The 18,027-nt window shown below is 45.1% G+C and carries 23 protein-coding genes; 13 read left to right on the forward strand and 10 right to left on the reverse strand.

Annotation, left to right across the window (positions count from 1 at the left end; all coding sequences use genetic code 11):
* The first annotated feature begins 7 nt into the window (after nucleotides 1-7).
* The 13 genes from sctF to R7E38_RS17005 all read left to right on the forward strand — a co-directional run bounded on the left by sctF (nucleotide 8) and on the right by R7E38_RS17005 (nucleotide 9,276).
* Nucleotides 8-256 (forward strand): type III secretion system needle filament subunit SctF, encoded by a 249-nt coding sequence (gene sctF, locus R7E38_RS16945; RefSeq protein WP_005377199.1) that lies wholly within the window; start codon nucleotides 8-10, stop codon nucleotides 254-256.
* A 3-nt stretch (nucleotides 257-259) separates the two neighbouring features.
* On the forward strand, nucleotides 260-619 hold the full coding sequence (locus tag R7E38_RS16950) for a YscG family type III secretion system chaperone (protein ID WP_005377200.1): 360 nt from the start codon (nucleotides 260-262) through the stop codon (nucleotides 617-619).
* The gene (locus R7E38_RS16955; protein WP_206959796.1) at nucleotides 616-1,251 is read left to right on the forward strand and encodes a YopR family T3SS polymerization control protein; all 636 of its coding nucleotides are present in this window, start codon (nucleotides 616-618) and stop codon (nucleotides 1,249-1,251) included. Before R7E38_RS16950 ends, R7E38_RS16955 begins: the two co-directional genes overlap by 4 nt.
* An 8-nt stretch (nucleotides 1,252-1,259) precedes the next feature.
* Nucleotides 1,260-1,604 (forward strand): type III secretion system inner rod subunit SctI, encoded by a 345-nt coding sequence (gene sctI / locus R7E38_RS16960; protein WP_005387149.1) that lies wholly within the window; start codon nucleotides 1,260-1,262, stop codon nucleotides 1,602-1,604.
* A complete protein-coding gene (sctJ, locus tag R7E38_RS16965) occupies nucleotides 1,604-2,350 on the forward strand; it encodes a type III secretion system inner membrane ring lipoprotein SctJ (protein WP_086012989.1) in 747 nt (248 codons plus the stop codon). Before sctI ends, sctJ begins: the two co-directional genes overlap by 1 nt.
* Nucleotides 2,343-3,008 carry a SctK family type III secretion system sorting platform protein VscK gene (gene vscK / locus R7E38_RS16970; RefSeq protein WP_005387147.1) on the forward strand — a complete coding sequence of 222 codons (666 nt, stop codon included), beginning with the start codon at nucleotides 2,343-2,345 and terminating at the stop codon, nucleotides 3,006-3,008. Before sctJ ends, vscK begins: the two co-directional genes overlap by 8 nt.
* On the forward strand, nucleotides 2,987-3,625 hold the full coding sequence (locus R7E38_RS16975) for an HrpE/YscL family type III secretion apparatus protein (RefSeq protein WP_005387146.1): 639 nt from the start codon (nucleotides 2,987-2,989) through the stop codon (nucleotides 3,623-3,625). Before vscK ends, R7E38_RS16975 begins: the two co-directional genes overlap by 22 nt.
* Nucleotides 3,626-3,810: 185 nt before the next feature.
* Nucleotides 3,811-4,242 (forward strand): type III secretion system chaperone, encoded by a 432-nt coding sequence (locus R7E38_RS16980; protein ID WP_170890276.1) that lies wholly within the window; start codon nucleotides 3,811-3,813, stop codon nucleotides 4,240-4,242.
* 3 nt (nucleotides 4,243-4,245) lie between these two features.
* Nucleotides 4,246-5,409, forward strand: a complete 1,164-nt coding sequence (locus tag R7E38_RS16985; protein ID WP_042523796.1) for a VopS family T3SS effector adenosine monophosphate-protein transferase — start codon at nucleotides 4,246-4,248, stop codon at nucleotides 5,407-5,409.
* A 255-nt stretch (nucleotides 5,410-5,664) separates the two neighbouring features.
* Nucleotides 5,665-6,111, forward strand: a complete 447-nt coding sequence (locus R7E38_RS16990; protein WP_226084278.1) for a type III secretion system chaperone — start codon at nucleotides 5,665-5,667, stop codon at nucleotides 6,109-6,111.
* Nucleotides 6,112-6,121: 10 nt separating this feature from the next.
* Entirely contained in the window at nucleotides 6,122-7,099 is a 978-nt protein-coding gene (gene vopR / locus R7E38_RS16995; protein WP_226084279.1) for a type III secretion system effector VopR, read from the forward strand.
* Between the two features lie 230 nt (nucleotides 7,100-7,329).
* Nucleotides 7,330-7,788 (forward strand): CesT family type III secretion system chaperone, encoded by a 459-nt coding sequence (locus R7E38_RS17000; RefSeq protein ID WP_005387141.1) that lies wholly within the window; start codon nucleotides 7,330-7,332, stop codon nucleotides 7,786-7,788.
* A gap of 9 nt (nucleotides 7,789-7,797) precedes the next feature.
* The gene (locus R7E38_RS17005) at nucleotides 7,798-9,276 is read left to right on the forward strand and encodes a CesT family type III secretion system chaperone (protein ID WP_151514830.1); all 1,479 of its coding nucleotides are present in this window, start codon (nucleotides 7,798-7,800) and stop codon (nucleotides 9,274-9,276) included.
* An 89-nt stretch (nucleotides 9,277-9,365) separates the two neighbouring features.
* Here the strand turns inward: R7E38_RS17005 and R7E38_RS17010 are convergent, their stop codons facing one another.
* From R7E38_RS17010 to vscN, 10 genes are all read right to left on the reverse strand, one after another.
* Nucleotides 9,366-10,268 carry a DMT family transporter gene (locus tag R7E38_RS17010; protein ID WP_411978682.1) on the reverse strand — a complete coding sequence of 301 codons (903 nt, stop codon included), beginning with the start codon at nucleotides 10,266-10,268 and terminating at the stop codon, nucleotides 9,366-9,368.
* A 106-nt stretch (nucleotides 10,269-10,374) separates the two neighbouring features.
* Entirely contained in the window at nucleotides 10,375-11,085 is a 711-nt protein-coding gene (locus R7E38_RS17015; RefSeq protein ID WP_226084280.1) for a helix-turn-helix domain-containing protein, read from the reverse strand.
* Nucleotides 11,086-11,187: 102 nt separating this feature from the next.
* Nucleotides 11,188-12,237 (reverse strand): SctU family type III secretion system export apparatus subunit VscU, encoded by a 1,050-nt coding sequence (gene vscU, locus R7E38_RS17020; RefSeq protein ID WP_005387129.1) that lies wholly within the window; start codon nucleotides 12,235-12,237, stop codon nucleotides 11,188-11,190.
* A gap of 15 nt (nucleotides 12,238-12,252) precedes the next feature.
* Nucleotides 12,253-13,038 carry a type III secretion system export apparatus subunit SctT gene (gene sctT / locus R7E38_RS17025; protein WP_017634548.1) on the reverse strand — a complete coding sequence of 262 codons (786 nt, stop codon included), beginning with the start codon at nucleotides 13,036-13,038 and terminating at the stop codon, nucleotides 12,253-12,255.
* Nucleotides 13,035-13,301 carry a SctS family type III secretion system export apparatus subunit VscS gene (gene vscS / locus R7E38_RS17030; RefSeq protein WP_005377227.1) on the reverse strand — a complete coding sequence of 89 codons (267 nt, stop codon included), beginning with the start codon at nucleotides 13,299-13,301 and terminating at the stop codon, nucleotides 13,035-13,037. Before vscS ends, sctT begins: the two co-directional genes overlap by 4 nt.
* Before the next feature lie 13 nt (nucleotides 13,302-13,314).
* Nucleotides 13,315-13,965 (reverse strand): SctR family type III secretion system export apparatus subunit VscR, encoded by a 651-nt coding sequence (vscR, locus tag R7E38_RS17035; protein ID WP_226084281.1) that lies wholly within the window; start codon nucleotides 13,963-13,965, stop codon nucleotides 13,315-13,317.
* On the reverse strand, nucleotides 13,962-14,930 hold the full coding sequence (gene vscQ / locus R7E38_RS17040) for a SctQ family type III secretion system cytoplasmic ring protein VscQ (protein ID WP_005377234.1): 969 nt from the start codon (nucleotides 14,928-14,930) through the stop codon (nucleotides 13,962-13,964). The genes vscR and vscQ overlap by 4 nt, the downstream gene beginning before the upstream one ends.
* Nucleotides 14,927-16,132, reverse strand: coding sequence for a type III secretion system needle length determinant (locus R7E38_RS17045; RefSeq protein ID WP_005377235.1), 1,206 nt, complete (start codon nucleotides 16,130-16,132; stop codon nucleotides 14,927-14,929). The genes vscQ and R7E38_RS17045 overlap by 4 nt, the downstream gene beginning before the upstream one ends.
* Before the next feature lie 9 nt (nucleotides 16,133-16,141).
* Nucleotides 16,142-16,603, reverse strand: a complete 462-nt coding sequence (locus tag R7E38_RS17050) for a type III secretion protein (protein WP_005377236.1) — start codon at nucleotides 16,601-16,603, stop codon at nucleotides 16,142-16,144.
* The gene (gene vscN / locus R7E38_RS17055; RefSeq protein WP_005377237.1) at nucleotides 16,600-17,922 is read right to left on the reverse strand and encodes a SctN family type III secretion system ATPase VscN; all 1,323 of its coding nucleotides are present in this window, start codon (nucleotides 17,920-17,922) and stop codon (nucleotides 16,600-16,602) included. The genes R7E38_RS17050 and vscN overlap by 4 nt, the downstream gene beginning before the upstream one ends.
* Nucleotides 17,923-18,027 lie beyond the last annotated feature (105 nt).

Raw genomic sequence — 18,027 nt, forward strand, 5'->3', positions numbered from 1 at the left:
AAGTCTTATGTCATTTTACGATGCTAGTAACAGTGTAAACCTTGATGATGTTAAAGCTAAGTTAGAACAACAAGCGAAAGATGCTAACACAGAAGTGACGGCAGCCATCAAGAACCTAGAAACCAATGCCGATGATCCATCAAAGCTTGCCGAGCTTCAGCACGCGATCAACAAATGGTCTGTTGTTTACAATATCAATGCGACCACGACTCGTGCGATTAAAGATGTGATGCAGTCGATTCTCCAGAAGGTGTAAAGCATGGAACGAGAAACGCGCCAACTGCTGGCTGAAATCGCGCTGATGGCAACAGGTATGCATCGTCATCAAGAAGCCAACACGATTGCAGATGGCCTTGAAGCAAGCTCAGGTTCTGAAGAGACCGTTGCGATGATTCGTGCAATGAGCCTCATGAATAAAGGCTTGTATGAAGAGGCTCATCAATTACTCGAACCACTTTGTAACGCCTATCCAGATCTGATCAGCTTAGCGGCTCTTGCTTCTGCCAAAGCCGGTTTACTGAGCAAAGCGGAAAGCTGGGTAGAACTTGCGTCACAAGGAAGCGAAGAAAGCCAAGCATTTGCTGCGAGCTTTTCTCAGGACATTAGGAATCTTGGATGATAATTGATTCGAGTAACCTAGGTCTTCAACACCAGTCTTTGCGTCAGTCGGAGTCGCGTCATTATGAGCGGAGCGATGAAGACAAGATGAAAACGCTCATGGAGCGAAGTGACAAGCAAGAGCAAGTTTCACATGTTTCTCCAAAAGAGACGCTAGAGAAAACAGAAGCGAAACTGGCGGAGATTAAAGCGTGGTACGAATCATTAAAAGACGCAGAGGTTGTCAGTAAACAAAGTGTCTTATCATCGTTAAATGAAGCGTTTTCCGACCCTCAAGTTAAACGAGAGGCAATGTGGTACGCCTTTCATGAGGCGAAGAGTGAAAAAGGCAACGAGCAGCCACAATCTGATTTGTTAAAGGTGTTGAAGCAGGAGTTACTAGGGAATTTTTCGGGACAGCTTATTGCCGAACCACCTGCTGATAAAACAGCACTAAAAGCAATGCTAGCGCAGCATTTTCCACTGGGTGCCCAGAAAGAACAAGCCTTATGGCATTGCTGGGCAGAGTTGAAGTCGTTACCTGATATGGCATCAACACTGGACATGGTTCGTGATGAACTTAGCTTCATGATCCAAAAAAATGCGATGGTGAAAAACATCATGACTCACAGTCACAAGTTAGATTTATCTTAGGAGTACATATGATAAACACGCAGTACACCGAGGTGATGCAAACCAACATTGATAAGTTACAGGATGCGCAAGTCGAAGACGGTTTAAGCGAACGTTTTGAGCAAGCCATGTCGGTTCCCGAGGCAAGTAATGGCCTGGAGGGAGGTTTGCTAGAAAACATCAGCGAGTTGAAAAACACTATCGATAACGCGAAAAGTAACCTGCAAGACAACATGAAGATGGTGGGTGATGATCCGGCGCAATTACTGCAAATGCAGTGGGCGCTGACACGCATTACTTTTCAAGAAGAGCTGATCGCGAAAACCGTGGGTAAAACCACACAAAACGTAGAAACCTTATTGAAGGCACAATAGTGATGATGAATAAAATGAGAGCAGTTTTCATCATGCTCACGTTGTTTCTGGTAGGTTGTCAGACCGAGCTATACACCAACGTTACTCAGAAAGAGGGTAATGAGATGTTGTCGATCTTACTATCCGAAGGTGTCGTTGCAACAAAAGAACCTGACAAAGACAACACCGTCAAGTTAATGGTAGACAGTTCTCAAATCGCCTTCGCGGTAGATGCGCTAAAGCGAAAAGGTTATCCAAGAGAGCAGTTTTCTACACTGAAAGAGGTGTTTCCTAAAGACGATTTGATCTCGTCACCATTAGCAGAACGAGCCCGTTTGGTGTACGCGAAATCTCAAGAGCTCTCGTCAACCTTATCTCAGATTGATGGCGTGCTGGTGGCACGTGTTCATGTTGTTTTGGAAGATCAAGATCTGCGTCCAGGAGAGCGCCCAACTCCAGCTTCTGCCTCCGTATTTATTAAACACGCAGCAGATATTGCGCTTGATTCATATGTTCCGCAGATCAAATTATTAGTGAACAATAGCATTGAGGGGCTGAACTACGATCGAATCAGCGTAGTGATGGTACCCTCATCAGAGGTTCGAGTTGCTACTCAAAACAATCAATTTAAAAGCATTTTGTCGGTTCAGGTCACCAAAGAGACGGCGAATAATCTTATCGCCATTTTGGTGTTCTTGGTAGCGGCACTCATCGGCTCGAATATCGCTACTTTTACATGGTGTCGTAGGAACACGAAGCGTGGTTAAACCAGAAACACCACTCGCGCAGGTACAACACCAGTTTAACTATGCGCCTTGCCAGTACATCCATAGAAGTTGGATAGAGCAAAAGCAGCCTTGGTTACTAAATATCGAAGGCTGGAGAGATAACCCCATGTTTAACCAATGGTGCATAAATGAGTGGGCGTTATCTCCCGTTCCTGAGACGGCTTTTAACAAACCTTGCCATAGCTTGGCGTTGCTCCCAGCGGATGCGTTGAACCAACTCGTATTGATGGTGGGCGGAGCTTTACACTGTGTGGCAATGCGAGGCGTTGTTTTAAAACGCCCGAAACAGGTTCTGAACAACGTTTTTGGTTTGGAAGGCGCTCGGTTCTTAATTCAAAACGGGCCGATGCTGTTATCCAGCTGGCCGCAAGGCTGGCAGCGTTCGTTACCAGAACTATTGGATGAAAGGTCTGTTGAAGCAAGTATGAGGGCGCTGGGATATTTTTGGATGAGGTTTATTTTGATTAACTCACCAGAAGATGTTGTTCTTCGTTGGCAATTCAAATTAGAAAAGCAACTTAGCGAAAACGCGGAAACAGCTAACTGGTTGGAAGCGGATCAACGAGATCTGGCGTATCGACTCACAAAAAAAATCGCAAAACAGGTTATTCCTCAATGGTTTCATTTGTTGAAATAAAAACAGACAATTTGCAGCTGGCACCTGGCTTAAAGGTGCTGAAAGCGAAAGATTATGCCAGTTATCTGGATTCGCAACACTTAGTTGAAGCCGCGAACTCCAAAGCTGAAAGCATCATTGCTAATGCCCAACAAGCCTACGAAACCGAAAAACAACGTGGTTATCAAGATGGCCTTGCACAAGCCAAGATTGAAAATGCGCAAACGATGGTTGAAACCTTAGCACGTTGTAATGACTACTATCAGCAAGTCGAAGAAAAAATGACAGGTGTGGTGTTAGAAGCAGTACGTAAGATCATCGATACCTTCGATGATGTCGATACCACGGTGAGTGTAGTTCGAGAAGCGTTGCAACTGGTGAGCAACCAAAAGCAGGTCATTTTACATGTCCACCCAGAGCAGGTTGTTGAGGTGAGGGAAAAGGTGGCTGGTGTATTAAGTGATTTCCCTGAAGTCGGTTACGTTGACGTGGTAGCAGATGCGCGCTTGAAAAATGGAGGCTGCATTTTGGAAACAGAAGTTGGGATCATCGACGCCAGTATTGATGGACAGCTGCATGCATTAAAGCAAGCCATGGTGAAGCAGCTCAGCGAGCGTAAAATTACGATTCATGAATAAACCTCAAAAACTCAGCACTTGCTGAGTTTTTTCATTTTAATGCCTTTAAACAAAAAAAATCCGACCATTTCTAAAATATTCACTGCCATAAATCCTTAAGAATACACCTAAGAAAGCTGCTTAGTTGATAAGTGTTGCAACCAAGCAGCGCCTCTAAAACAACAAAAATAGGATTATTTAGTCGAATGGCTAATGGATTTATAACTTCTTTACTGACAGATTTTGCCAGCCGCTGCCAATTGGAGCCGTTGGTTTTTGATGAAGATGATTGTTGCCATCTACTCGTTGAGCAAAACACAGCAATCACAATTCGCGCACAAGAAGATCGTGTGACGCTTATCGGGCTGATTTCAGGTGATAAACCGAGTGCTGATATTTTGCATCAACATATGAAAGATGCCTTAACGCAAGGCTCTCCAGCGGTATGCTGGGAGGAAGAGACCGGATATATCGGTTTCATACACCTGCCTCAGCAACTGCTAACTGCATCTTTTTTCGATGAGTCATTTGCGAATTTCATCGAGTGGTTAAAAAGTGCGAATACACAAGAAGTAACCAATAAAACAATCGAAGTACCGGAAACGAATACCACTCATTTTTCCACATTAAGGGTTTAAAGCATGATCAGTTTTGAAAGTGTTAGCGCGTTGCAGGCTGCTATGCCGCAAGCTCGTAACGAGATACTTAACGAAGGTAAGCTGAGTATTGGTGGCAAAGAATACCAAATCAACGCAGCGACCCAAGAATTTACTCGCGCCAATCCTACGAATGGTGCAGTAGCGCGATTTTTTGAAGCGACAGGAAAACTGTTTCGCGAAGGTAGCCCACAATCGGTAGCGAAAGCCCTTACAAAAGCCGTATTTGATAATGAGCAAGGACAAGCTCAGCGTTTACAAGCTGCTTCTTCTGTTGAGCATGGACAAATGTTCTTCAAAGATGGAAGCATAAAAACCGCATCAGATGTCTTAAATGCCTTTGCGAAGTTAGACAGTAAATCAGTTCAGTCGAACTCTGCTGAGCTAAACCAGTTAGCAGAGCGAGCGATGACAGAGGCAATGTTAGAAACCGATTCTGGTAAAAACCTCACATCACTGATTGGCGAAAGTGCAGCGAAGTCGCTTGCTGGACGTGTAGTAAAAGACTACGGCGGTGGTGTATCTGCAGCGCAGAAAAACCCGGCAGGTAGCATTAATCAAATGCAAGCGGTGTTTGATATGGAGGTGATGCATCTTAAATCGGCGCAACGTCATATCGAAGGTCTAGCAAGCACCGATCTAAGCCAAGGTGTATACGCTGAAGGACTGGCGGAGGATGCGTTTAACAAAAGTGGCGTAACCAATAATGTTGAAAGAGCTGCGGCGTGGATCATTAATGCTTCTAACTCTAAAGGAAACGATGCCGAAAATATTACGTCTTTACTGAAAGAATACGCGTCTAATGGTAAAGATTTATTGAATATGGAAAACCTAAAAGAGCTACACGCTCGATTGGTGCCTAATGTTGAGCGTGATTACCGAGGGCCAAATATTTCGGGTGGCACTTTGCCGTCAAGTATTGGCGGTGAGGGCATGTTAAAGCAGCACATTGAAGGCTTTTTGAAAGAGAACCCTGTAGAAGATAAAGACTTAGGTAAGCATTTGTTCGCCGGAGTTATCGGGTACCATGGCTTTACCGATGGAAATGGTCGCATGGGTCGCATGCTATACGCGATAGCAGAACTTCGTAACGACTCGTTCAATCCTTTAGCTATGGATGCAGAAAATAGCCTTCACGGTATTAAGTGATTTTTTACTTCTATTTAATTTTTGGAGCGGCGATTGCCGCTCTTTTATTTTCCAGCTTAACCTTAATTTTTCTTCTCAATAAAACGGCTAATAGCAATAAAAATGAGACGTTGAAATAAAGTGTCGGTTTCTATCTCGCCATAAAATCTCTTTTATCCTTATTCGCTTATTTAAATGAGCCGTTATACCCAAGTGGCTTCGCTGCAATAAATATATCGATGTCACTTAGTTATAATAAATTAGACAGGACACAACATGGATACAGGAAAGATTAATATGCTTCTCTCTGAGCTAGGAGAAGTGCTGAACCTTGAGCGCGTGACAGCGTATGACAATCAAATGTGGTCACTGCATTTTGCTGAAAACAACAGTGTCGATGTTCTGCTCGTAGAGGAAAAAGGCGAGTTATTGATTTCCAAAAACCTGCTTATAGAACAAGATGATATTACGCTAGATAAACTTCAAGTTTTACTTGAATACAACTTCTTGTATCGAGAAACAGGTGGTGTGCAGTTTTGTGTGAATCCAACACGCAAAGACGTTGTTCTTCAAGTTGCTATCGCGGCTGGAAGTGAACTCACCAACATTGCTAACTTAATCATTCAGTTGAATGAATTAGTTGATACTTGGGTACAGTTATTTCAAAACAACACGGTTGTAGATTTTAGCCAAACAGACGTACACGCATTTATTCAAGTTTAAGGCATCACACATGGTCAATATTAATACATCGCACATGCACTCGTTGAGTCAGTTAACGTCACATTTGGCGACACAAAATCAAGCTGACGACAAAGAGGTTCGAGCACACAACGGCAAAGATATTTTTGTTAAAGAGGGTGCACCAAAAAATAAAAGTATCAGCGCGCGTATTAGCCACCAGAATAAAGCGAAAGATATTGTAGTGAACCTGGTTACTAAGCAGGGTATTCCTAAAGATGTTGCGAAGCTCATGCTGAAAAATGTGTTGAACGGTGAAAACAAGTTAACGCTTGGGAGCCTGAAAAATCTTGAGAGATTGTCGTCTGGTCCTAGCTCAAATTGGCCCACTGCACAAACGGCAGCCTCTTCTTCCAAAACCAATAAAGCCTCATCGAGTGTCGCGCTTATCAACGAACATAAAGCCAACCTTCAAAAGCTTGGTGATTTTGCCTGTACGGACTTAAATACGTTCGGTGTTAAGGGGTCACAGTTTTATGAAACAAAAGGAAAGCCACGACTAAAAGAGCTTCACGCGGATCAAGCGCGAATCATGCAAGATCACAGAGCGACGATGTCCGCAAACGGAGTTCAAGCTGCAGCACAAAGAGGAACCGCACCGCAATTAAGCACTCTACAGAACATTGCTAAGGCAGTACAAACCGCGAAAGCCGGCTGCTGTACTACATTTGCCTTTGCTGCCGCCGCTGAGATGATTCAAGGCATGTCAGGAACACCTGAAAGTGAACCCAAAGTAGAAGTGGTTGCGTTTAAAAAGGGTCATTCAGGTACACACCTTTATGTACTGGTTGGTCGACAAGAGGGGAGCGACATAAAAGATCCATCAACGTGGAGTAAGGATGTGAAAATTGTTGACCCGTGGGCGACATCTGCATTCGGTGCACCAATGTTTGGAGATGCACAACGACCACCTGTTTCGAATATGTTCCCGCCAACAGAAGTCATTTTTGATAGCCATAAACTGGGTTAGTCAATCTGCAAAAGAAGTGAGCAAATACACCATGCTAAGCATCTAACCTTTATTGAAAGAGCAGCTCTGAGCTGCTCTTTTTTATTACTCTGGCAACTCGATTTTAGAGCGAGATTTCTGCGGAAAACCTCACAATGAAGGCGAAAAAGTGACAAAAATAAAGCCATTACCGACATCGTTCAATCTGCAATCGTTGTTCAATAGAGTTATTGAAACAAAAGGAAAAAGTTATGAACACGATTCAACAACTGCTCTTGGAGTTTTGCCAACTCAATGAGTTGCCCGAACTGAATTTTGAAGAAAATGAACGTTGTCAGCTACTGGTCGATGATCGCTACATGTTGTATTTCATCGCGACAGATACGGATGATTTGATGTTGTCTGTAACGTTCGGAGGGTTAGAAAAATCCGGTGAACAACGACTAAAAGGCTTAGAGCTTCTTGCTCATGCTAACTATCAAGGAATTGGTAGTGGCAGCCTCGCACTTGCTTTAGCTCCAAATGGTCGACAGCTTGTCTTAGCAGGACGTAAACCCGTTGAGCATCTAAATACGACGAACCTTACCGCTTGGTTTCACGAAGTTATTGAACAGGCCGAGCTGTGGCAAGCGCGTTTTGCAATGTTGGATCAAGCGATTCCAACCACCTCTAATCATGAACAAGCTCATGTTCAATCACTTCGTGTGTAGGAGAGAAAAATGGTTAATACAACACAAAAAATCAGCCAAAGCCCAGTACCTGATCTAGAACAGTTTCGTGCAGTTGCTGCGCAAAAAGATGACCGAGTGATCAGTAAAAGAGGTGAAGTAAAAGAACCTTCCACATTCCACAAAGGTCATAAGTTTGCTTCTATTCACGAAGGCGTATTGAGAAGCAAATACACTAAGTTTTTCCAAGAAAACATCAAAACTCACCTTGATTTAAAGCAGGCGCTACTTAAGCAAGAAAAACCTGAGGTTGCGCTGTTGGCTTACTCCCTAGTGAGTCCTTCAGGCTATCGCGGTGAGCCACTTACTGAGCGTAAAATCTTAGAAGTTGTCAGCCTATTGGATGAAATAAAAGTGAGCAGCGATGCGTACCAGCAGCTTAAAAATACGTTTGATGCGATCAGCAAAGATCCGCGTATGCAGGTGAGTTTAGAAGCCCAGTATCCAGGAAAAATGGATGGCTTCGCTGCTGAACTGTTACAGATGGGCAAAGAAAAGCTAAAAGGTTCTGGTGTGAACGCCGTTATTAACTTGGCATTACCTGGCGTTGGCTTATTGATTTCTACAGGTCGAGAGCTACACAAAGCGGCCGTAAATGGTGATGCTGAGGCTTACCATCATCAGTTAGAACAAATTTCACAGCTGCCAGGGCGAGATCAACGTCTTTCTATGCCGATGCAGCAAACCTTGGCTCAAGGTCATGCGATACTGTCGGCTGAAGGTGGCATTGGAGCTACGTTGGGTATGGCGACGGGGAGCCTGGGCACGTTCGGTGTTAGCTCTGTAGCAACGGTGGGCGTCACACCGATAGCAAAAGAGGCAATCGGTTCTGCGGCAACGACTGCTATCATGAGCGGCGGTGGCTTTGTGGCGAACCAAGCTGGGGCATACGGGTTAAATACGGAAGTAAAAGAGCAACTTATGCAAGGCGAAATGTCTGGTGTTTTACCTAGACTTGAAGTTTCCAATGCAAAAGGAGACTTTACCTTCAGTATGCAAGATCCGGCTTCTGTCCGCGCATTAATGGCGTACCTTGGCCCTAAGGAGGATACTGCAATGACTTCTCCTCAAGCGCCTAAAGAAGCACAAGAGATGGAAGCCGCTCGATTAACACTGAAAAAGATGTTGGGTTCAGAGCCAAGTGAGCACTTGGTTCCTGACGTAGATTCTATCTTGAAGCTAAGCCCAGAGGATGCACCAAGTAAAACCGAGTCTATTGCTAACGGGGCGTTTAAAAAACTGTTAGGAGAAGATTGGGATTGGCTCATGCCAGCTGTTCGAGCGATTGATAAAGGGGAAGCAAGTAAAATCAACGAAAAGCTAACCTACAAGCTCCCCCTAGATGCAGCAAACGGACGAGTTTATCTTGATAAATGCCCAAACCTGAGTGACGTCCAGTTAGATGCGCTAGAAAAATTAGGCTCACCAAGTCAATTGCGATTGATGTACTTGGCAGAAGGCTGGGTGTAATTTCAAATGGTAAAGTAGGGGGTGGGTGCTGCTCCTTACTTTATCTACCGTCTGCGTTACTTTTTGGGGCTGGCTCATCTCCATTGAATTTAACTTTTCGACTGAAGAAACAAACACACAAGTGTCAACGTTATACCAACCCAACCAATGAAAGAAATTTCTTCCCCAACAATCGCAACTGCTAGTGCTGCTGCGATAACAGGTTCAAATAGCGTGAGTATGCTAGCTCCACTGGCTGTAACAAACCGTAGCCCAAACCCAAAAGCGACGTAACCTAACCCCATTGGAATCAAGGCCATGTAGAGCATGACCGTCGTATTAGTTGATGATGCAAATAGATTATCGCCCGTGATGAAAAGTGTTGGTAGAAGCAAAACTCCACCAATACCAAAAACACTTCCCATGGCCGTTTGCGATTCAATGCCGTGGTCAATCATAGCCTTTACTCCCCATGAATAAATGGCGTACGTCAGACCTGCAAATAGGCCAAGTAATACACCCCAATGCTTCATATCCTGATCAAATAAGCTATTTGCGGATGACTCAGAAGCCAGCAACAAGGTAATGCCAATGACCCCGATTGCGAAACTCATCATCCAGCGCTTGGTTATGGTCTTATTTCGGCTAAAGAGACACTCTAACAAAGCAGAAAAGAAAGGTGCAGTGGAGATAGAAACAACCGTACCAATAGCCACACCGGCGAATCGCATTGATGAATAAAAAGCCAGTGGGTAGGTGGCTAAGGCGATAATACTAACCAGTAACGTTTTCTTCTTATGTGCGACTTTTCGAAAATCTCTCTTCAGTGACTTCGCAGACAGACATGCTTGCATAAATCCACCAATACCCATAGAAAATGCGCCAATGGCGAGAGCACTGACATCCGGTGCCAAGCTGGCAGCGGTGCCCGTCGTTCCCCACAGGGTTGAAGCAAAAAGTATGGATAAAGTTCCTAATTGATAGTCGGTGAAATGTTTTTTTAACACTGTAATTTCTACCTAGTGAATGGCTGTTTTAGGGTAGAAAGAATAAAAGAAAGCGATAGAGATTTTTGTGCTGAAAAGACGGAATACTTGTTCCAGAGGACTATTTTAGTGACTACCGGGAAAACTCTCTAGGAGACATACCAAAATGCATTGAAAACCGTCGACTAAACGCGGAAAGGTCACTATAGCCAACTCGTTCAGCTATCAACTGAACTGGAAGGTCTGTATGAGTCAATAGTGCTTTGGCTTTTTCCATACGTTGTAGTGTAATGTACTTATGGACGCTCATTTTTAGCTGCTCTTTAAAAAGCTTTTTAAACTGCGTCGGACTCAAGCAAGCGGCATTCGCTAATGAGGCAATGGTGAGTGGCTGATCAAGCTGCTCGGCGATCACAGCCTGTACATCTCGAATACGCGAATCTACGGAGCGAGACCGCTTTTGTTGCTCCAGCAACAGATAGAAGGTTGCAACCATTGAGTTTTCAATTTCATCATTAACCTGATACTCAAGTTGCTTTTCGACAAACTGGATAAAGCTCAGTAGAGGCGGGCTAATCGAAAACACAGCCACACTATTATCCATCAAATGAGTGGGCAAAGTGGTCATATCCGCAACAATAAAGCGTGATGACTCTTCGGCATTAAACCCGTGAGCACAACTTTTGGGGATGACTATGCAGTCGCCAACCGCCACCTTTCCGACATAGCTATCCATATCAATATGTATGTTGCCCTGGAGAGGTAGCACCAGTTGATGATAATCACTATGAGTATGTCGGCTCATACGTTTCGTGTAGGAGCGAATGCTTAAGCTAGATTTCATAAAAACAACATACAGTTAAAGGGTACCGCATTATAGCGTTGAAAGTATCGAGGTTGAAAGCTGGGCAGTTGTAAGCCCAGATCTTGAATGGGATGTGGTTTGTTAGTCCGCCTCGGACTCTAACGAAGCCAACCAACGAAGCACTTCCGCAGTTGCCTCAATAAGATCGCTTGGGATGTACTGGTCGACGTTACCGTCGGCGTATAGTGCACGAGCAAGAGGGACTTTTTGCATCACAGGCACGCCTTCCTCTTTAGCGATTGCGACCATACGTTTGGCTACCGCATCGGTTTCCATCAAAGTGATGACGGGCAGGGGCGTTTCGCCTTTCTTGTAATAAAGGCCAACCGCGATATGTGTTGGGTTTGTAACTAATACATTAGAACGTTTAACGTTTTCACGTTGATTAGAGGCTTGTAGCTCTTGGTGTAACTGACGACGTTTGCTTTTTATTTCTGGACTGCCTTCCATCTCTTTGTATTCGCGCTTCACTTCGTCCTTGCTCATTTTGAGCTTTTTCGTGTGATCAAACTTCTGGTACGCAAAATCTGCGGCAGCGATGACGATGAAGCCTACCGAAGAGATAATCATTAATTGTTTAATCATGACGCCAGTAATGGTCGGGACACATTCTAGCCCACAAGTTGGAATTTGCATTAAAGCGTTGATGTTACCGCGTAATGTCACCCAGATAATGCAGGAAAGAAGAGAGACTTTAAGGATCGACTTGATAAACTCAATCACACTCTTGAGGGAAAAAATGCGTTTGGCACCTTCGACGGGATTGATCTTTTTGATGTCGGGTTTAACGGATTCACCACTAAATAGGAACCCGAACTGCCCCATATTGGAAAAGATGGCGACGAGTGCAGCAACCAGAATAATCGGAGCGAGTAGATAGGCAATTTCTTTTGCGATGGCGATAGCGACATCGACTAGCGCATCTTGGAAACCCTGATAAGCAAGCTTACTTGGTAGGAGAATAAGCGCTGAGATGTGCGACATGTAATAATCGGCGAACGCAAACAGTACAATTATGAGCGCCAAAATTAATGCAGACGATACGATTTCTTGGCTTTTGGCAACCTGACCTTTCTGTCGAGCATCGCGTAACTTTTTTGCGGTGGGTTGCTCAGTTTTTTCTGCACTCATAAAGAATCCTAAGCGTTATTGCCAAATGGTATTGAGTTGTTCTGCGAATCGGGTAATGCCGTAAAACTGTACTTCAAAGTGATCCATCATTATTCCGAGATACACGATCAGTAAAACACTCGCGATGGCACTTTTTATTGGCATGGCAAGGAAAAAAACATTCAATTGCGGTGCAAAACGACTGATAAGCGCCAGACCAAACTCAGCAAGAAACATTGCCAACACTAGTGGAGCGGACATCAACACACCAAGCCACATAAGCTGTTCAAATTGCGCGTAGAAGAAGCTAACCCATGCGTCGCTAACGGTTGGGAAAAAGTCCACGATCGGCCAAGATGTATAGCTTTTGAATAACGCATAGATAAAAGTGACAAAGCCCCCGCCAGAGAAGAACAGGGTAATCAACGTTTGGGTCAGCAACACGGCTGTTGGTGTGGATTGTGAGCCTAGCGTTGGGTTAAACATACTTGCCATGGCAGCACCACGTTGGTTGTCGACCAGAAAACCGGCCGCTTCTATCGCCCAAAAGGGGATAGCAGCAACAAACCCTATCAATAGCCCAATTAATACCTCCTTACCCAAAATCACTATCAGCCAAATGCCGTCGGTTTCTGCGGGCAAGCTTTGCTGATTAATCATCGGAAATATAAACAGCGCGAGTGAGCAAAGCACACCATTTCTCACCATGGTGCCGCCTAGCATTTGCTTGCTCAAAATAGGCAAAAAGATGAAGCATGCCATTAACCGAGGTAACGTCAGACTGTACAAAAATAAAACCTGGTGTAAGTCGTGATAACTCATCGTATTTGAGGAATTTTATCCATAGCAAGCGAGGCGAAGGCGTGGAGCTCTGCCCCTAGCCATTGCGTTGTGACGAACAGTGTAATAATGACCGCGATAAGCTTGACCACAAAGCCTAACGTTTGTTCTTGGACCTGAGTTAACGCCTGAATAAGCGACACCAATGTACCAACCAATGCTGCGACTAAAATCGGCGGTAATGACAAGTACAACACTAGGGTTAATGCTTGAGTCGTGAAATGAATGATTTCAGCAGAATGCATACTTTCTCCGTGATTAACCGTAACTCAACACTAAGCCGTGGTTGAGCTTTGTCCAGCCGTCAAGCAAGACAAAAAGCAACAATTTGAAGGGGAGGGAAATCGTCATTGGCGATACCATCATCATCCCCATTGCGAGTAGGATATTCGACACAATTAGGTCAATAGCGATGAACGGTAAGTACAACAGAAAGCCAATTTCAAAAGCGCGAGTAAGCTCGCTGACGGTAAATGCGGGCAGTAAGAGCAATAAACTGTCCGACTCTAAACGGTCTACGTACTTCTGTGGCCACAATGTGCGTGCAGCATCAGTGAAGAATATGGCTTCGGTTTCCCGAATATGCTTTTTCAAAAATTCTCGATAAGGCTGTAAACCGCTTTCAATGAGGCCTTCTACACTTGCAGAATCTTCAAGGGAGATATCATGCTGCTTTACGTAGTCGTAGGTTTCAAACCCGACGGGAGCCATGATGAAAATTGACAGAATGATGGCCAATCCGTAAAGCGCCATATTCGGCGGAATTTGCTGTACACCGAGAGCGTTACGCAGCAGTGAGAATACAACGGCCAGTTTCACAAACGACGTCGCCATCATGGCGATAAATGGGAACAGTGCCAGCAGTGCTAAGCTGACAATGAGATTGAGCTCGTCGGGTAACTGGATCATGCTGGCTCCTGCGTGCCACCGAACAGCTCCAGTACGCGCACACCTAAATGTTCGTTAACATTAACCAGTTCACACTCACCAATGATTTTGCCGTTGGCACGCAATGTTACCGGCTTAGATACAGGCTGGTTTAGCTCGAATACGTACCCTGGCTGAAGCTGGTTAAGCTGCTCTAGCGTGATGGTTTGATGGCCGATATCAAACGTGAGTTCCACAGGCAGTTGCTGGTGGTCGGTTAACATTTCTGAAGTGTTTACGTCATTCATATTGGTTTCTTTTTCCATAATGTGAAGAGTTTGGTCATCCAGTTGGCAGCGCCAGAGATTCTGGTTAGATACTTGAAAAATGGTTTGTTGCTTGGCGATGTAACCATCGTCAAAAAAGATGACATCTCCCAGCTCGAGCGAATTAAATTCGCTTAACGTCAAATGGGTCCTTCCAAGACTTAACCACACAGGTAAAGCGAGGTGTCGAGCTTGTAGAGCAGCGCTGTTTGGTAGCGCATCCAACAACACGTCTGATCCTTCGCTAACCCACAAACAAAGAGAGCCGTTAGGCTTATTGAGGGTTAACATTAAAGTATGCTCTTGGGCCTGGCTCGCCTCTAACGGCTGTAGTTGACTAAGAATGGGTAACTGACCAAATAGCGCTTTGATTGCCTCACTATGCGGTTCTATCTGTGAGCTCAAAAGTGCTAACTGGAGGGAGTTAGGCAGGGACTCAAACGCAGTAGCATTTAAGGTCGATTTCAGCCAATGTTGGAGCTGCGCACGAGAAAAGTCTACTTGTAGGGTTTGCCCTCCAATCAACGTGGTTAAACGGAACCCTTCAAATGAAGGGATTTGAGCAACAGTAATCGATACGCTCTGACCATCAGTCCCTTGGAAGTGGCACTGTTTTGCACAAAGTTGATTGCTGAGCGCGATACTTTCTGCATCCACTTTGGGGATTATTAACGGCGTCATAGGTCATTCTCCGCTTGCCATTCTTCATACACGCTGCGTTGTTGGCGTGAGTGTTGTTGTTCATGTTGTTGTTGATCGAGCTGTTGAGTTTGTTCGCTGATCGCTAAGCGAAGTGGCTGCTCACCGCCGAATCGGTTTAGCCGTTCAGCAAGATCTTGTCTAGCTTGCTGGCTAATAATGGAAAGGGCATGCTCTTGTCGAATCGTCACGCTATACCCTTGAGCGTCCAACTTGATGTGGATTTCACCACCTTTTAATTGCCCTTCACTTAGAAACAGCCGAACCTCTTTGTTGTCCGATGCGGTTGGCAGAGCAACATAGATTTTGTCCACCAATTGCTGGAGTAATTGGTTTACGTCTCGCGTTGGGCTTGGTTGAGCCTGCGAAGCAACACTTTTTAGGATGACATCGCCTTGTGTTACCGCACTTGCAAAGGGCTGAGAAGGCACTTTTTCTTCATCCGTTTTAACGGCGAATAGTGCGCTTTTCGTCTCGATTTTTTCAAGAGGCTTGGTTTCAGGCAGGCCATCAGTTTGGTCTGATCGTTTGCCTGTATTCTGTAGCGGCGGAGTTGCACGCTTATTGTGCGTTTTTTCAGTTTGCTTTTTCGTTAGGCCAACAATGTTAATCCCATCTTGAGCGAGCTCTGTCGCTGTCGCACTTTGGGGGAGCAAGCCAGATTCAAGCGTAGAGAGACAATCCGGTGAGATACGTTTATCCATCGGCGTCGGTTTGTCATCTTTCAAATGAGCTTGAAAGTGAGGATCAACAAGCTCGGTAGAAGGGGAGCTTAGAACTGTGTCGCCATCGCTTTTTCCGTCATTTTTAAGCAGTTTATTGTTTTCGCTAATTATTTCTTCGCTATTTGCTGCGTCGTCTTGCGATTTCTCTACGTCTCTCTTAGTGACGACGTCACTTTGACCGTTTAAGGTGGAGATGTTTTTGTCAGCGTTGGCTTCTTGGTTCGATAGGTTATGTTTCTTATCTAGACCTTGAGATGTCTTATGCCTTAGCGGTATGTCTTTTTCACCAGTATGATTTTTTTGGGGATTCCCAACGATAGACTCCTTTCCCTTGCTAGGCTTCTTCGTCATTGCATGCTCGAATTGTGATTGAAGCTCGGCCTCCTTCTCGAGAGGCGCTTGTTCTGGCGTTGATTTGTGCAGCGTATTCGATGCTTCAGTTGTTGGGGTAATGCGCATAGTGAACCTTTAGATAATGTCGACAGTGCGAAACTCTTCCTGTTCGAGTTCTTCTTGGTATTGCCTTTCTCGCGATTTTTCCGCGACTTCTTGTTGCTGCAACTGAACGAATTTTTCTTTGGTTTTATGGGCTTGTCGCGCCTCTTTTTGCTTTTCTTTAAGTGCCGAGCGTTCGATTTCAAGCGCTTTTTTTGACTCGGCCACACGTTGTTTAAGTTCGGCTTCTCTCTCTCTTAACAACGCGATTTCTTGTCTTAATGTTTCCAGCTCTTTGAGAACGAGCGTTTGTTGTTTTGCTTTAGCAAAACGTCGCTCTTCTTCTTCCTGGCGCCAAACGTGATAGTCCGCGACAGAACGTTCGGCCTTTTGAACCTGTGCTGCGGCGTTTGACACTCGGTATTCTTGACGCTTGACGGCTTTATCCGCACGGTCAGCGCGAATTTTTTTGATTTCTAATAAACGTTCTATCATTGTTTCGCCATCCCTTTAAGTTGAGCGATAGCGCCATCAAGATCGCTTGGTTCATGAGTGCCTTGGCGTAAAAAGGCGCGTATATCATCACTTTGTGCAATGGCCATATCTGCTAGGCTATCTGCGCCATGTTGGTATTCGCCAATTTTGATTAGCAGCTCAACTTCTTCATACTTAGCTAACATTTCGCGAATATGAGCAGCAGACGCCTGATGATCGGGTTCAACGATTTGATTCATCACTCGGCTTGCTGACCGAAGTACATCAATGGCGGGGTAATGGTTCATTGCCGCAAGCTTGCGCGAGAGAATGATGTGCCCATCTAAAATGGAGCGAGTTTCATCCGCGACAGGCTCTGTCATGTCGTCACCTTCCACCAACACGGTGTACAGTGCTGTAATTGATCCTTTGTCTGATTGTCCAGCTCGTTCCATCAGCTTTGGCAAAGCGGCAAAAACGGAAGGCGGATAGCCACGTCGTGTTGGTGGCTCGCCTGCGGCTAGTCCAATCTCCCTCTGTGCGCGGGCGAAACGCGTTACAGAATCCATCAGCAGTAGCACGCGTTTACCTTGGTCACGAAAATATTCTGCGATAGAAGTGGCAACAAAAGCGGCTTTGGCGCGCTCCATTGCTGGGCGATCAGAGGTAGCGACCACTAAAACCGATTTGGCCATTCCTTCTTCGCCTAGGTCATGCTCAATAAACTCGCGCACTTCGCGTCCGCGTTCACCAATTAAGGCGAGAACGGTCACGTCAACTTCTGCGGAGCGAATCAGTTTTGCCAGTAGGGTACTTTTACCCCCGCCAGCCGCTGCAAAAATACCCATGCGCTGACCTTCACCACAGGTCAGTAGCCCATCAATGGATCGAACGCCAAGAGAGATTGGCTTTTCAATCAGTTTACGTTGCATTGGTGGTGGCGCATCGCGATAAACAGGATACCAAGCACTTGGTTCCTGACTTTGCGTACCATCGAAAGGACGCCCAAGCCCGTCAAGCGTTGTACCTAACAGGTGGTCGCCAACACCCACTTCGTGCATTTTACCCATTGGGCTTACTTCTGTATTTGAGGAAATCCCAAACATATTTCCTAACGGAGTGAGCAAAGCGTGATGCTGCTGGAAGCCAACCACTTCCGCTAACAAAGACAGAGTTTGATCGGGATTACGCAACTCACACAGTTCACCTACACGAACGCCAGGGACGACAGCTTTGATAATGGTGCCGGTGACTTGTGTAACGCGCCCGCGAATTTGGATCAAACGTGTGTGTTTAATCGCAGATTGTTGGATATCAGTGATGTATGAGAAATCGTTCAAGGTAAAAATATGCGCAATGATTGATGCTGAGAGGATAGAAAGTATAAGAATCAATTTATAGTGAATATTAGTCGGGAGTTTTTAGAAAACTGAAAGCGCACTAAA

It is taken from the genome of Vibrio sp. Vb2131 (assembly GCF_033338535.1).
GTDB classification, from domain to species: Bacteria; Pseudomonadota; Gammaproteobacteria; order Enterobacterales; family Vibrionaceae; genus Vibrio; species Vibrio alginolyticus.